The sequence below is a fragment of the Paenibacillus sp. GCM10027629 genome, assembly GCF_042676425.1.
Classification (GTDB): domain Bacteria; phylum Bacillota; class Bacilli; order Paenibacillales; family Paenibacillaceae; genus Paenibacillus_K; species Paenibacillus_K terrigena.
The window spans coordinates 1,501,195-1,517,211 of the sequence record NZ_JBHTGZ010000009.1 but is presented as its reverse complement, the minus strand read 5'-3'; the positions used below and the strand labels follow the sequence as shown (position 1 = coordinate 1,517,211).

Sequence of the window (16,017 nt, the reverse complement as noted above, 5' to 3'; positions counted from 1 at the left end):
CATGGATGTATCGTATGTGATGAATCTTGGGCTGATCCTGCTCATCATCGCAATCGTAGGTGTATTGCTGTATTTGAAGCTGTCGAGCCCTGATGTCAAGCAGCTCTCGCAGCAGCAATCTGTCCAGACGATGCAGGATCAACAATTTACGATCGTTCAGATGACTGCTTATGTTCGAGAGTATCTTCATGAACATGTAAATGAAAATATTTATGCATTAGGATTATCGGGTGAGGAGCTCAGGCGCCGGAACAATAAGCGTCTGGAACTGCGCCGGGCACTGAAAGGCTGTGTATACGGGGATCTTCAAGATAAGCAGTTCGTGAAGGATTTGATCTATGATTTGCTCGTGACAACCTATGGACTGAATGAACGCAATATTAACCAGGTGATCCCTTTTGAAGAGGTAGAACGTTGTACGGATCAGGACTTATTCGAAATCATTCTATATAGGTATAAAGGAAATTATGGTCTTAATGCACTATCTACGCTAATTCAGATCTATCAATTAGATGAGCTGAGATTGCTGAATGAAGAACAAGGTACGGAAGGATATCGGATTACGGCAGAAGATATACGATTCATTTACATCAATGAGTATCGGCCGTTAACGTTCGAACAGAAGTTACATATTATCGTCCAACGCATTTATCAATCTTACAAAGGATTCAGTGTCGTTGATGAAATTCGGGATATGCGGATTGATGGCGTGTCTGGAGGGGTATCTGGGGTCCCAGGATCCATTTCATTCATGCATTTACAAGATCAAATGACGGGTAGAAGGTCGGGATTATCTTCAATCGATGCACCTAAATCTTATGATAGTGTATGGATTTTCTACCGTGGGAAATCGATTCATATGTCCTTTCTCAGTTTCGGATCAGAAATCGAGTTGAAACGGGTATGTCAGAACATCTATAAGTACAACAATCCGGGGCAGTTATCAGAGACTGTAGGTTATAAAGTGAACGAAATGAAAGACGGGTCACGTATCGTGGTCGTTCGCCCGCACTTCGCAGAATCATGGGCATTCTTCGTCAGGAAGTTCGATATTCCGAATGCATCCCTTGAATCCTTAATTCAGGATCAGAATGCGGAGATTGTGATCAATTTGCTCAAATATTTGATGAAAGGGGCAAGGATCACCGCGGTTACTGGGCAACAGGGGAGTGGCAAAACAACGCTGCTCATGGCGCTTGTTCGCCATATCTATGGGACGTTGACGCTTCGTGTTCAGGAAATGGCTTTCGAGCTGCATCTTCGGAAAATTTATCCGTATCGTAATATTCTTAGCTTCCGTGAGACAGATCATATACGAGGACAGGAGGGGTTAGATGTGCAGAAAAAGACGGACGGCGCGGTTAATATTATTGGCGAAGCAGCGACCGATCCCGTAGCAGCGTGGGTGATTCAATCTTCCCAGGTGGCGAGTTTGTTCACCTTGTTCACGCACCATGCGAAGACCTTTAATGATCTTATCTTCTCACTGCGAAATTCATTGCTTAAAATCGGGGTCTTCTCCAATGAACGGATTGCGGAGCAGCAAGTGGTTCGTGTTATTGGGTTCGATGTGCATCTTCGGATGGATCGAAATGGTCATCGGTATATTGAACGGATTACAGAATGTGTTCCTTCAGGAGACTTGGCGTGTGAGAACACATACGAAGCATTCAATATTGTGGAGTACCGAGAAGGTGCTTATGTTGCCGTAAATCGGCTTTCCGCCCGGAGTATGACAGAGATGTCAGAACAGATGTCAGAACAGGATGCTGTAGCACTTGCTGCTTTCGTGGAGAAGCATTGGGGGGAACGTTGTGGAGCTTAAATCGATCCTTTTTCTTGTCGTAGGGTGTTCCATATTGCTGGCATCTTCCCTTTTTATTGTCTACCGTATTGTCGAGCGCAGGCAGCGAAGTACGATCCATGGGCAACTTCGATCTAGGCAATTATGGGAGCGGCTGCATACGAAGAAATGGGGGGAACGGCTGAGTCAACTTTACCAGCGTTGTTACTTTATTTTCGGTCGAATACCTGTGTTGCGTCAGTATGTACACAAAATCCGTCGGCGAATAGCAAGTATTCATGCTTATGATGAACTGACGATGCGGCGAGAGACGGTCCATATTGTACTGATTACGCTTTTGTTGGTGATGGTCACGTTTGGATTACTCATCATGATGCATCAGAGTTTAACTTCATTGGTCGTGGTGGGGCTAACTTTCTTAATACTCAACAATATGATGATTGATATGTTCGTTCATCGGGTGGAGAACCGACTATTGAAGCGATTTATCCATTTTCTTGAGGATGTCAGGCATTACTATCATGCACATGGAATGATCGAAGAGGCAATCTGGGACGCGTCCGAGCATGCGACACACGAGGCAGAACAGCATGGCAAGAAGATTTACGACATTCTAACCTCTGCTGAAGCAGAAGTTCTATTGGAACAATATTATGAAGTCGCACCGAATCGCTTCCTAAAAGGGTTCGCAGGGATTTCACATCTCATTTCAGAGTATGGAGACAAGGTTCTGAAATCGGGCTCACTTTATCTGAACGCACTTTCACAATTGACTCAAGAAGTCCAGATGGAGCTGCTTCGAAGGGAGAAGCTGAGTTATCTGCTACGAAGCTTGACAATCATTGCTGTGGCACCCGTATTATTTACCGATCCTATCGAACGCTGGGCAAGAGATCATTTTGCCGTTATGGGACAATTCTATGATTCGAAGTTCGGGCTGATGATGAAAGCCGTTGTCTATCTTACGATTATCGTCGCGTACGTCCTGCTGCGTAAAATTCAGGAGAATGATGAAGGGAAATTTGCTAGGTCCAAGCGGAAGAGAAAATGGGAGAAGGTGCTGTATGAGCTTCCTTGGATTCGGATACTCGTCGATCGGCTTGTCCCCCCACTATTCTCGAAGACTTATGAACGTATTAAAAATCTTCTCAAAGACGGTAATTCTCCCCTCCCAATGGAATGGTTGTATTTACATCGATTGGTCTATGCGGTTGGAAGCGGAATTGTTGTGTTGATTCTATGCATATATCTGCACATCGTCGGAAGTCAACAGATTCTTAATGTGACGAACAATCCAGCTATGATGTTAGGACGTGTCGATGCACAGGAACAGATTAAAGTGGATGAGGGGTTGAAGATCGAGCGCGAGATCACATTACAAATGCAAAGCCAGCGTGAATCGTTGCATGAGAAGGTTGCTGAGGCTGTGGAACGCAGTACAATACAATTCAAGAATGCAGCAGATCAGAAAAGCAGCGTGAAGCGTATCGTAGCGAAGATCGAACGACTGCGTGATGAATATTTGGAGTGGTGGGAATTACTGGTGAGTCTACTCATTGGATGGATCGCTTACTCTATTCCGATCCTGCTGCTCTACTTCCAGAAGCGAATGCGTCAAATGGATATGAAGAACGAAGTAGATCAATTCCATACAATGATTGGAATTTTGTGTGAAATGGACCGCACTTCAGTTGAGAGCATACTGGAGTGGCTTGAACGATTCTCTTCTATATTCAAAGAGCCGCTTCAGCGATGCCTTCTGCACTATGAAGCAGGCGCTGAGCAAGCGCTAGAAGATTTGAAAGAAGAGGTGTCGTATGTTCCATTCTTGCGAACGATTGAGAAATTACAGCTTGCAGTGGATAAGATCCCTGTCCGAGAAGCTTTTGATGATCTTGAATCGGAGCAATCTTACTATCGAGAATTGCGCAAGCAAGAGATGGAGCGAGTGCTCAATGCGAAAGCCAATTGGGGTCAAATGATCGGCTTCACACCGCTTTATGCACTGATCTTCTTATATCTCGTTATTCCGCTCGTCTATACGAGCATGAATCAAATGCAGAACTATTACGATCAAATTCAAAAATTAAATTAGGAGTTGGGAAATATGGGTAATGCACAAAAAGCACTAGTGATGGCAGCGGGTATTTTTTTGGCGATTGCATTGATTACGATAGCGGTGGTCCTATTCATTTCCGCACAGGAAGCAACAAAGACAGCACAGAACAATTTCTCGAATATTCAAACGGAGCTCTCACAGACTGCTTTTACTGTGTATGACAATACCGTTGTTAGTGGCTCTCAAGTGGTTAATGCATTAAGAAAATTTTCAGATAAGGATCAATTCGGGATTCAAATTATGACAGGGAAAAATCGCTCAGGTTCCTGGTATGGTAAGACAATTGATACAGCTAGCAAAATTGATGACCCTAATTATGGATCAGTAGTTGATAATATCCCCCCTACAGGGAAAATGACAGAGGCGATCAATGAAGCGAAACCGGATTATGTGAACCCGAGCGGGAAATTCCGTTCGAGGATTATCATGGACAGCAGTAATGTCATTCGAGGCATCGTATTTGAACAGAATTAACGGTTATGAGCAAAAAAAGGGAGTCTTCAAGACTCCCCATTTGGTTAGAGAGGGTGCCTATCTATGGATGAACGCGTCAGGCACATGTTGGAGTTATCTGTCGCGGTAATCATTTTTCTCGTCGCCATGGATTTATTCTTTGGATCGACTGGGATAACTACAAAAGGACTGCAGCAAGTGTATGAAGTGAATGCTTCCAGTGATCGAGATCTGAAGACAACGGTTGAAATCGAAGGGCAATATCAGGTGATGGGTGCAGACATTGTAGCGATGATAGGATTACTTGACCAATTAGATGCTCCTATCGTTGTTGATGGAACCAGATATAGTCCTGGGATTCATGTAGAGGATGTGGACTTGTCACACATCGAAGTAAAGATGCAGTATACCGAGAAGGTTGAACGAAGCGCAGATGGCGCGGTTAGATTGATTATTTATGAATCTTGAGAGGGGAAGCGATAATGATCAATTCGATAGCGAAGGTTGCGGGGTTAATATTAGCCGTATTATTGTTATTCGTTTTTCCTAATCAAGATTTATACCAAAGGCAGGATGATATATCTTCCATGCTGGTCTATAAGAGTGTTACGAACTTTGTAGATGCAGCGAGAGACATCGGTTATGTTACACCACAAATGTACAATGACTTTTTCAATGAATTAGCCATGACAGGGAATTCTTATGATATTCAAATGGAACATCGTCAAAAGCGTTATGATCCTGTCTACCTCGATCCTACGGATGTGAGTACTTTTCAGGATGATGTTCAGCTGAATTATGAATACCATGGTCGCGGGGATATACTAGCAACCCTATTTCCGAATAATACGAAAACCATGGACGATAAATCGAGGCATTATGAAATGAATATTGGAGATTATTTTGGTGTGACCGTAACGAATACCAATCGAACAGCTGCAACGGTCATGATGGATGCGCTAACCGGGGGAGTTTCTACAAATCACAACATTGTGGTTCCATACGGAGGTTTAGTGCGCAATGAAGATCACTAAATTGGCTATTATTTTTGTGCTTATTGCATTCCCTTTTACATGGCTGAACAGGCTGCATGCCTCAGAACAGTCTTATAATTTACGAACGGAGACGGCATATAATTTGATGCTGGATACGGCGGTGGATGATGCAGCTTATGCACTTCACTCTAAGCTTAAGCAATCCGAGCAATATTCTGGATACGATTCGGATAAAAGGTATAGCCTCGATGTTCAACTCGCTGTGAGTACATTTTTTAATACCATTTTCATCAATATGAATGCTGTTGAAGATCAAGTGATTCAAGAAACAATTAAACATTACATCCCGGCTGTAGGTGTCATTGGATATGATGGGTTCACCTTGTATACGGAAGAAGAGTATCAGGCTTCCGGACAGAGCTACTACAAGTATATTATGAGGCCACTCAAGCCGTATACGCATGTGGATGACAAAGGAAATGTGCTTCAATTCACGCTCGATGATTATGTAGTCGTCTATAATCCGAGCACAAAGCAGTGGTCTCGTGGGTACAGGCAGGAATTGGAGGATAGGATAGATATCCCTCTTTTAAGGGATGCTCCGTTATTTGATTCAGTTCGTCGGCAGACGATCATCGAGCATATTCAGAACGAGCTTGCTTATGCCATCAATAAGCACAATGAGAGAGCTAGAAGGAATGGAATTAGTTATACGTTTACGCTCCCTACCATTCCGGATGAAGAATGGCAGAACAGTATCAATGATGTGGGTGTCATTGCTTTTATTCAAGGTCTTCCGATGGGGAGTGGGGTGTATAACAACTATGCGCTAGGTGGATCTCGTATTCTCAAAGCGTCTCTCTATTATGGATTTACTCTGAATGGCATCAAATATGTTTATCCTAGTAAATGTACATCAGTTAATCCTGAGAAAGTCTTCTCTTCACAAAGGGAAGCTGCGGCGGAGGGGTACATTCTGAAGAGGTGCTAGCGGATAGTGACAAATTGTAACAAAAATGGAGTTTGTTTATGTCATATTATGGTATAATTTATAGGTTATAAAATGAAATAATGGGAAATATGTGCATAATGATATCGGGCGAATGTACCGATATTATTTTGTATGCTGAAGAAATTTCGTGCATTCTAGCGTTATTTAATGATAGAATCCGAGAATTTCTTCATAAACCCATCGACGCTTAGGAGGAGAAATAATGAAAAAGGTAATGATCTCAACAATGGCTGCAGCTATTCTTTTGGCTGGAAATATGGCAGAACCAGCTATGAAAGCGGAAGCGGGTGTTCTAGATAACACAATAAGTTATAACGGTATAACATTTAAGGATGTTCCGGCTGCCCACTGGGCTGCTTCTGCTGTCGCATCAGCTGTCCAAGATGGCTACTTCAAAGGGTACACCGATGGAACATTTAAACCAAGTGCTCCAGTGACAAAGGCTGAAATGGCTACGATCCTAGGACGGTTAACTGAGCAACCTGTTGTAACAACAGGGAACAGTGCGAGTTTTACAGATATTCCTGACTGGGCAACCGAAGGCGTTCAAGCTGCCGTAGAAAAGGGATTTATTGATCCTTCTAAATATGCTGGGAAGTTAGATGCGAAGACAGCATTAACCCGTGGTGAAATGGCTATTTGGTTAGCGCAAGGATTGGCTGCGATGAATCCTGACTATAAGGTGGCACTTTCTGATGTGACGAATACGGTCATTCCAGCAAAGGAATATTTCACAGGAAAAATGCCTGAAACACAAAAAAATAGCGTTGCTGTAGCAATGGGAACTGGATTAATGAGTGTCGGTAGTGATAAAAACTTTGGAACGGATCGAACTACAACACGTGCAGAGGTAGCAACTTTAATTGCGCGATATACTGCTGTTGCAAAAAAACAACCGGATGACTTTAAAGGTTTACAAGAACTACGTGCTGTAGGATTGACTGGAACAAACTTGAAGGTAATCGCGCCTTCTTATGTAAAATGGCCTAAAGAGAGATTACCAGAGAGCTACGACTACAGCAAATATACCGACGACTTTTCTAAAGTTCGAAATAAAGAGTTGGTTACTGTCGCGGATTATGCAACAGTAAAAGTGAAAAACTGGATAGTTGTAAGTCCATATGCAAAAGGTGACCAGCGAAGTATTTACTATCCTGTATTTTTGGATGAGGGAGACACCGCCCTACATGGATCTTTTTATTCTTTCGCTGAGTTTGATATGAAAATCAAAGGAAGCTCTATGAATCAACAACAAGCGGGAATTCTGATTAATTCCCACTCCATAGCTCCATTAAAATCACCTTCGTCGAAAGCTTATAAAGAATATTCGTTACCTCATATCTATGATATTACTAAGAGTAGAGGTGTTTTTACTGTAAATAATCCACATTATTGGGGAATTGGCTTATTACACTTTGATAATTCACTAAATACTCAGGTACAACTAAAAGCTAAAGATGGTACTGTATATTATGTCTCCCCAAACTAATTGATTAAGGACGATAATAATTGATCAATCCAAAAAAATATAAAAAGTCTCTCTCAATTCTGCTAACCATAAGTTTAATATTATTGCCTATACTTACTTACTCTAGTGTTGTCTTTGCTGGTGGAGGACCAGGTTCAAAACCTCCAATAAATCCTCCTCACTTTGAACCGGCAGGACCAGCAAAATCACAGAAAAAAGTAAGTCCGGTTCAAGGTATTGCAAAAGCTAGTCCAGGTATTTACATCTATCAACAGGATGACTTGAGATGGAAAGTGGATGCGTCATGTAATGGACAATTTCTAGATAATAATTCATCAACAAACAAACCTGTTTCATCCGTGGTTTGTGAAATTATTGATTTAGATCATCCAATTTATATGCCCACAGAGTATCTAGATAGTCTTAAAAATGTACATCCTAAAAGTGAGTTTACTGATGTATCATTACGTCCAATATATATGGATAATACGAACTATTACAGAACTGGTGATCCTATTTTAGTAAATGTAGATCCTTTCATTGGCAGAAAAGCAAAATTCACTATGCAAATCGGTGGAGCCATTGAACCAACTGCTTATAGAGTTTATAATTTTCCCAAACATGAGGCCGATTATTTATTTTATACTGATTTATATTGGGCAGCTCTGGCGGAATTGACTAAGGAAATCAACCTAACCGGTGGGGGAACATTAACAAAAGGGCAGACTAAACAACTCAATGCCGCTGTGAAAACCAAAACCGGGGATGGTAGCTTCGGACCTGAAACAAATGTTAATACCGGTAGTGGAGGTACATCTACTTGGAGATCCTCTGACGAGTCAGTTGCTACTGTAAGTGCTTCTGGTTTAGTTACTGCTGAAGGCAAGGGCACTACAACCATTACAATACTTTGGGAAAAAGACGGATTTCAATTAACAACCACAGCTAATATTGGTGTAGGTACTGACCCAGATCCCGGCGGTGGCGGTAAACCAGGCGGAAGCGGGCAATGTACCTTTACGATAGGAAGCCCTATGCAATCCTCTACGGTGAATTTGAGTGACATGGACCCAAATGCAAATGGAGTTATTAAAGCGGACAATAGAGACTCTGAAAAGTTCGATGTTTTAAAAGGAATTCCCACGTCGGAATCTTTATTTACCAATGCATTCGCAGATAACTATCTATTTAAGCATATTTGGGCAAAAATGTCCGGGAAGATCGATTATAATTGTTCGGTTGATGTAACTTATAAAAGAGAATGGACGGTTCCAGGACCAGAAGTGTGTGATGACATAGGCAAATGTAAACCTGGACCAGCTGTTCCTGAAAGCGATACACAATCTAAAACTTATTCATTTTCGTTTACTCGCGACTACTCGTATTGGCAAATCAATAATTTAGAGGTATATAAGATCAATCGGGCGTCAATGAGCAACTATGCTTTACCGGGTGGAATGGTAACGATGAACCCTTCTGGGTACTCACCTCCTAGTCTAGAATCTAAACATGATGATTCTGTTAACAGTCATGTGAGACCAACAGAAACCGCATCGTTCGAATTTACTCCTCCTGTTCGAACGGGTGGTTTGAATTCTCCGCCATCTTTGCCAGATGACACAGGCACTTTAAAAGGTATGGCACAATCGAACACTCCCGAAAGCAAAGTAAATAATGACATGGTTAAATTCAATAATAATACGATCATGGATCATTCCGAAGTGACGAAAGACGGCCCTACGCCAGCGAATATCCCTAATCCAACGACCATAGGGCGCGATGTGCTCTACAAGCCGAATAATATGATCAGTAGCACGTTATTGAATAGAGCTGATACGCCCAGCACCGGGACAATCTATTACGATTTATTGCCGAATAATATTAACGGCGGTGCAAATACACAATTCCCAATTAACGGGATCAATACTGTAACCGTACATACCCCAACCGTCATTTATGCTGGCGTTAGTGATGATCAAGAGCATAACCAGAAGACCAAGCCGAATCCAGCAAGGTCCGCGATCATCTTGGACCGTCCATTTACGATCATGATGCCAACGAAGGGTCAGCATAGGAGTATACCCGGCTATGGAAACCGAGATTATCAGAAATATATTAAATTGAAGGAAGTCTGGTTTCCTTTTGATGTGAAGACAGAATCGGGCACGTTCATTCCGAAGAAAACATGGTACAGCATACCGGTAAGCGATCAATCATCCAATTTCTACCTACCTGTATGGGTGGACGAGGGCGATTATACGATACTATTCCGCACTTTTGCAGAGAATTCACCTGGAACTGGATTTACGACGCAAACGAATGCCAATCTCAATCTCGTGAACCATGTAGCAACAGATACCGTAGATGTCGAAGTTATAGGCAGAGTTTATGATTTCCGAGTTACGGATGTAGAAGATTACCTCTGGGAAGGAGTATTTCGGACGGGTAAGGGCAATCAGGCGCATACGGGAAAATACTACTGGGTTGGACCTAATGGGATTGATGGCGCTCTGCGAGGGAATCAAGAACCCTTCGTACTCCCAATATTAAAGGGAAGCAATCCGCTCCAAGGTCACTCTAATATTACCGTCAAGCAGGGATATAAATTCAAATTTGATCTGAAGACCAAAGGGAATATGTTCGAAGGTCAAGATACCATTCGAATTACACCAACCTTCTATTTCGTCGATGCGAAAGGGAAGAATCGGCAAGAGGTTGATCTTTATTATCACACCAAGAACAAGTATTTCGTGAAAGTCGGCTCCAAGGACGATGTCTTTCCGATCAAAGCCACCCTTGATACAAGGCTTCGAAATGTACCACAAAACGAAATATCTATGACAGCAGGAACACTCTTCGATCTAGGTCTAGCACAAGGTGGTTCAAATGACCGCTCAGCGTTTATCCAAAGGTATTTACAATTGGCACAGCGAGAAGTGGAAATCGGTGGTTTCCATGGATTAGATCTCTCCCAACCTATGAAGACATTCTTCGGACCAATACAAGTCCCGGCTGGCGTCAGTGTTCCTCGAGCTCATGCGGCGGAACAGAAATGGTATGGGGAGTACAGTGTTCCTACGAAATCGTACATTGTTCCAAAAGGGTTGAATGTATATCAACAAGGCCGTTTCAATGACAAAGCTTCGTTTTTCTTGAAAAACGGATATCTTATCGTGAATTTCAATATAGAGACGCTGCGTAAGGGCGATCGGAAAAATCCGCACTTGCAGTACATCTACGCACCGCTTACGAATCAATGGAAACGTGAAGGGTTCAGATATACTGTAACGGATTCTTACGGCGGTATCTTCAAGCTCAAGGATGGGGACGTCATGTTCTATGATGGCGATCAATCGATGTTAGATGATTTCAAGTCTGCAGGCATTATGTAATATCCCCCCGGTCCGGCTCCTAACAGGTTCCCTCTCTGTTAGGAGTTTTTTAATCTATGTAGAATTGGGATAAAAAATAGCTATGGAAACACGACATGATATGTTACAATGTGTTGTTGTAATTTCAAGTAAAGTTAGTATCGACCTGGATAAGGAGCTTTGATTCAAATATGAGTTTATTAACGGTTGAAGACGTTGCACATAATTTTGGAGGACGACAGCTATTTAAGAATGTAACATTCCGCCTGTTAGCTGGCGAGCGTGTGGGACTTGTCGGCGCGAATGGCGTAGGGAAGTCAACACTCATGAATATTCTGACAGGTAAATTGTTAAAAGACGAAGGCCGCGTCGAGTGGATGCCAAAGGTGCGTTATGGGTACTTGGATCAGCATACGGTGTTAACACCTGGCAAGACCATTCGTGATGTGCTGAAGGATGCTTTTCTACCGCTTCTAGAACTAGAACAAGAAATGATGGCTATCACCGAGAAAATGTCGGATGCCAGTCCGGAAGAGCTTGAATTATTACTTGAGCAAATGGGTGAAATTCAAGAGCAGCTCGATATCGGTGACTTCTATATGTTGGATGTTAAAGTGGAAGAGATGGCGAATGGCCTTGGCCTGGATGCGATTGGTCTAGAACGCGATGTCGCCGCACTTAGTGGGGGACAACGCACGAAGGTTCTTCTTGCCAAGTTATTGCTTGAGAAGCCAACGGTACTGCTGCTCGATGAGCCAACCAACTATTTGGATGTCGAACATATTAACTGGCTTACGAACTATCTTAAGGAATATCCGTATTCTTTTATGTTGATTTCCCATGATACGGAGTTCATGAATCAGGTCGTTAACGTGATCTATCATCTTGAGTTTGCTAAGTTAACACGCTATTCCGCGAACTACGAGAAGTTCTTGACCATGGCGGATATGAACAAGAACCAACATATCGAAGCCTATGAGAAGCAGCAAGAGTACATTAAGAAACAAGAGGATTTCATACAACGGAATAAAGCGCGCTACTCCACCTCCAGTCGTGCGAAGAGCCGTGAGAAGCAGCTCGAACGGATTGAACGGATTGATCGTCCGGAAGAAGCAGTGAAGCCGACGTTCCAATTCAAGGAATCCCGAGCAAGTGGCCGAATCGTATTCGAGGGGATTGACTTTGAGATAGGATACTCTCACGCACTGCTGCCTAAAATGTCCATGACGATTGAGCGCGGTGAAAAGATTGCGATTGTTGGGTGTAATGGCGTTGGTAAATCAACGCTGCTTAAGACGATCCTTGGCAAAATTCCAGCGATCAGTGGGAAGACCTATTTAGGCGACTACTTGCAGCCTGCATATTTCGAACAAGAAGTTAAAGCGGGTAACTTAACGCCAATTGATGATGTATGGGATGAATTCCCTTCCATGAACCAACATGAAGTGCGTGCTGCCCTTGCCCGTTGCGGCTTGAAGAATGAGCACATCACAAGACAGCTAAGTATGCTGAGCGGGGGAGAGCAAGCAAAGGTTCGCCTCTGTAAATTGCTAATGCGGGAGAGTAATTGGATATTATTCGATGAGCCGACGAACCATTTGGATGTGGTGGCCAAGGAGGAACTCAAACGTGCCCTCACAGAATATAAAGGGACCGTCCTCCTCGTATCGCACGAGCCAGAATTCTATGAAGATTGGGTAACGAAGACGTGGAACGTGGAACAATGGTCTATGCATCATGCTTCTAATTAATACACATAGCCACTCTGATGCTCGATGCACGGGGTGGTTTTTGCATGCATGGAATGAAAATGAATATGACACACTATGAAAAACTACGGATTGACAGGTGGAGTCTCAGGTGTCGGAGCGGATATTAATTATTGAAGATGATCAAGATATTTCATCTTTTATTCAAGAGCTATTCACTTCAAGTGGTTACGAGGCGGAAGTGGCTAGCGATGGAGAACAAGGATTATCGATCGCATTACAAGGAAATTGGCATTTGATTCTACTCGATTTGAGTTTGCCGGGTCTTAGTGGTCTTGAAGTCCTTGAGGCTTATAGAGCTCAAGGGAGGAAGACACCTGTCATAATTATCACGGCATTGGATCGGACAGAGAGCGTTGTTGAGAGTTTCCAGATTGGTGCCAATGATTATATCACGAAGCCCTTTCACTCCGATGTATTGCTTGTGCGTGTACGCAACCTGCTGGATATTTTCCGCCATGTGGGGTTGGAAGGGGCAGAGGATGCAACCACCATTATAATCGATGATTTACAAATTGAGCCCGATTCGCGAAAGGTGATACGAGGGGGCGATATGATTGATCTTACGCCCAAAGAATTCGATCTCCTCCTCTATCTAGCGAAGAATAAGAACAAAGTCTGTTCCCGTGAAAATATTCTAAATGCGGTATGGGGCTACGATTTCATGGCGGATACGAACGTGATTGATGTATTTATCCGTTATGTACGTCAGAAAATTGATAAAGGACGTAAAAAGAAGTTGATTCAGACGATCCGAGGAATAGGGTATTCTCTGCAAGAGAGCGGTCAGGACCCCATTGAGCGTGAAGAATAGAGAAGGACAAGCCTTTAGATGGGTTCCAAAGGGCTTGTCCATTTTTTTATTACAAGACTCGCTTAGCAACTACAAAGCTACTCTTCCATATACCTGTGTTCATATTGGAATATGTTACACCAGGTGATCCATAAGTATGAAGGAGTCGACCATTCCCTGCATAAATCGCAACATGGTTTACTTTCCCTTTGCCGTTCCGATTCGTTGTCGAGAAGAATACCAAATCTCCGGGTTTCAAGTTCGATTTGGATACCGTTTTACCAACTTTAGATTGATTGATCGAAGTCCTAGGCAGCTTAACGCCGTATTGTTTATATAAGTAGAGTGTGAAGGATGAGCAATCAAATGTTCTGGTCGAAGTGGTTGGTGCGCCAAATTGATATTTGCGTCCCATAAACTTCTCACCTTGTTTAATGATGTTTGCAGCCTTCGCACTTGAAGATAGTGCAGATGTATTGGCAGTGCTTGTCTCTGCTGCATAGGCATGATTCGTTGGTTGGATTGTCAGTGATCCAGCTAATCCGATGGTGGCGCATAGTCCAAGTACGATTATTTTGTTGATGAATTTGTTGTTTTTCATTGTGACCTCCGTCATGTCGTAGTGGTGTTGTCTGGTATGATCGGAGTATAGCACTTCATGGATTGCCTAATATTTACCTCATACGGTACAAATCTAGGTCTGGTAAGGCTTTCCGCCCAATTATTAAAAAACGATGAAAATTCAGTCATATTTTCTTTCTTGACAACGATTACAAGGTTGCAAATCATCTTTAAGTCATTGATATATAAGGATTTTTCGCGTTCTAATTGATGACAGAATTGTCATTATATTTTTATCTTTTTTTAAGCTTGTACTCATATTAATTTCTTCACATTGGTCGACACTGATAATGTCAGTGTGCATGAAGCACACAAGAGATGAAGGAGGATGACAGGTAGTGAAGAAGAATTGGATTCGAGTGGCTGTGCTCACGATGTTCGTGCTCACCGTTCCAGCAAGTGCATATGCATCCGCGGGACAAGAGCCAGAAGCGAATAGCGCTGAACCGACGGTAATACAATCAGCATTAATCGCGCATCCGCATGAGGGGCATACCAAACGGGGACATCGATTACAGAAATCCGTTAGTGAAAAGCTGTTAACACTGCTCAAGCTTGATGAGAAGACATTCCGCCAAAAGTTGAAGGAAGGGAAGACGTTAGCTCAGATTGCCGCTGCGCAAGGGGTTTCGCGTGATGAACTGAAGAAGACGATGATCGAGGCGCATAGTGAAGCATTGGATAAAATGAAGAAGAACTTTGCGGATCATATTGATCAAATGATTGATTCGCAGCGGAAAGATATGCGTCAAGTTAAAGCCTTACATAAGACGCTAATCACCCAATCAGAGTAGCATCCACGAGATACGCCAAATAAAAAAGGTTGCCGAAGGAATCTTCGACAACCTTTTTCCATGTACTAGTCTCTTGTCAACATCACTAACAGCAACCCATCCGTTATGGTAATGGTCCCTAACTCTTGCTCCAGTTCATTGCTAACAGAGAGGGACTTCCCAATCGTCAAGGTTGCTTGGTGAAGCGGGTACCTGAATCCTTCTAATGTCACGCCAGTCACTTGCAGGGATAATGGAAGCAAGGATACATATGTAAATGATGTTTTCTTTACATGATAAGGACGACTCGCATCCATGATACAAATTTCATTATGTGGATCGATAAGTGTACAATGGACTCCGGCTTCGAGCGTTCTACGCAAGAGGTGGATGTTCGAGAGCGAATGATCTATGCGTGTCCCAAGAGCGCCATGAATCACGATCTCGCTTGGATTCTGCTCAAGCGCAAGCTCCAGAGCCATCTCTGTATCCGTCAAGTCTTTGAAGATGGGATCACAATCGATAAATCGTTTACTGCATAATGCAATCTGATCCTTTACTTCCTTCGTAACCGAATCGAAATCGCCAACGGCAATATGCATGGGGATCTGGTGTTCCATTAGGAATGCCGCTCCTCGGTCCACACCTATTATGAAATCTCCCGGCTTGATATCATTTAGAGCAGTTGGAGTAAGTTCTCCACCTGAGAAAATTATAATTCTAGATTGATGATCTAACATAGCGATCGTTTGCCTCCGATTCTTCTAACAATTCACCCAAAAACTACATGGGACTAGCTTACCAAGCTCACTCCATTATCGCAATATTCTATGGTTGTA

Annotated in this window: 13 protein-coding genes; 11 read left to right on the top strand and 2 right to left on the bottom strand. The window is 42.8% G+C overall.

Annotated features, from left to right (window positions below):
- Position 1: 1 nt before the first annotated feature.
- From ACFQZR_RS16450 to ACFQZR_RS16405, 10 genes are all read left to right on the top strand, one after another.
- Positions 2-1,825 carry a pilus assembly protein CpaF gene (locus ACFQZR_RS16450; protein WP_379347694.1) on the top strand — a complete coding sequence of 608 codons (1,824 nt, stop codon included), beginning with the start codon at positions 2-4 and terminating at the stop codon, positions 1,823-1,825.
- On the top strand, positions 1,815-3,899 hold the full coding sequence (locus tag ACFQZR_RS16445; RefSeq protein WP_379347692.1) for a hypothetical protein: 2,085 nt from the start codon (positions 1,815-1,817) through the stop codon (positions 3,897-3,899). The genes ACFQZR_RS16450 and ACFQZR_RS16445 overlap by 11 nt, the downstream gene beginning before the upstream one ends.
- A gap of 12 nt (positions 3,900-3,911) precedes the next feature.
- Positions 3,912-4,397: an ABC transporter permease gene (locus ACFQZR_RS16440; protein ID WP_379347690.1), complete on the top strand. Its 486-nt coding sequence runs from the start codon at positions 3,912-3,914 to the stop codon at positions 4,395-4,397.
- A gap of 84 nt (positions 4,398-4,481) precedes the next feature.
- Entirely contained in the window at positions 4,482-4,844 is a 363-nt protein-coding gene (locus ACFQZR_RS16435) for a hypothetical protein (RefSeq protein ID WP_379347688.1), read from the top strand.
- Positions 4,845-4,858: 14 nt separating this feature from the next.
- Positions 4,859-5,410 (top strand): hypothetical protein, encoded by a 552-nt coding sequence (locus tag ACFQZR_RS16430; RefSeq protein WP_379347686.1) that lies wholly within the window; start codon positions 4,859-4,861, stop codon positions 5,408-5,410.
- Positions 5,397-6,362: a hypothetical protein gene (locus ACFQZR_RS16425; RefSeq protein ID WP_379347684.1), complete on the top strand. Its 966-nt coding sequence runs from the start codon at positions 5,397-5,399 to the stop codon at positions 6,360-6,362. Before ACFQZR_RS16430 ends, ACFQZR_RS16425 begins: the two co-directional genes overlap by 14 nt.
- Positions 6,363-6,585: 223 nt before the next feature.
- Positions 6,586-7,872 (top strand): S-layer homology domain-containing protein, encoded by a 1,287-nt coding sequence (locus tag ACFQZR_RS16420; RefSeq protein WP_379347682.1) that lies wholly within the window; start codon positions 6,586-6,588, stop codon positions 7,870-7,872.
- A gap of 20 nt (positions 7,873-7,892) precedes the next feature.
- Positions 7,893-11,243, top strand: coding sequence for a DUF5704 domain-containing protein (locus ACFQZR_RS16415; protein ID WP_379347680.1), 3,351 nt, complete (start codon positions 7,893-7,895; stop codon positions 11,241-11,243).
- A 170-nt stretch (positions 11,244-11,413) separates the two neighbouring features.
- Positions 11,414-12,973 (top strand): ABC-F family ATP-binding cassette domain-containing protein, encoded by a 1,560-nt coding sequence (locus tag ACFQZR_RS16410; protein ID WP_379347678.1) that lies wholly within the window; start codon positions 11,414-11,416, stop codon positions 12,971-12,973.
- A 109-nt stretch (positions 12,974-13,082) separates the two neighbouring features.
- Positions 13,083-13,805: a response regulator transcription factor gene (locus tag ACFQZR_RS16405; protein ID WP_379347676.1), complete on the top strand. Its 723-nt coding sequence runs from the start codon at positions 13,083-13,085 to the stop codon at positions 13,803-13,805.
- Between the two features lie 49 nt (positions 13,806-13,854).
- Here ACFQZR_RS16405 and ACFQZR_RS16400 read toward each other — a convergent pair whose 3' ends face one another.
- Positions 13,855-14,385, bottom strand: coding sequence for a C40 family peptidase (locus ACFQZR_RS16400; protein ID WP_379347674.1), 531 nt, complete (start codon positions 14,383-14,385; stop codon positions 13,855-13,857).
- 358 nt (positions 14,386-14,743) lie between these two features.
- Between ACFQZR_RS16400 and ACFQZR_RS16395 the strand changes: the two genes are divergently transcribed.
- Entirely contained in the window at positions 14,744-15,199 is a 456-nt protein-coding gene (locus ACFQZR_RS16395; protein WP_379347672.1) for a hypothetical protein, read from the top strand.
- 65 nt (positions 15,200-15,264) lie between these two features.
- On the opposite strand, the gene ACFQZR_RS16390 is transcribed toward ACFQZR_RS16395, so the two are convergent.
- Positions 15,265-15,918, bottom strand: coding sequence for a thiamine diphosphokinase (locus ACFQZR_RS16390; RefSeq protein ID WP_379347670.1), 654 nt, complete (start codon positions 15,916-15,918; stop codon positions 15,265-15,267).
- Positions 15,919-16,017: the final 99 nt, after the last annotated feature.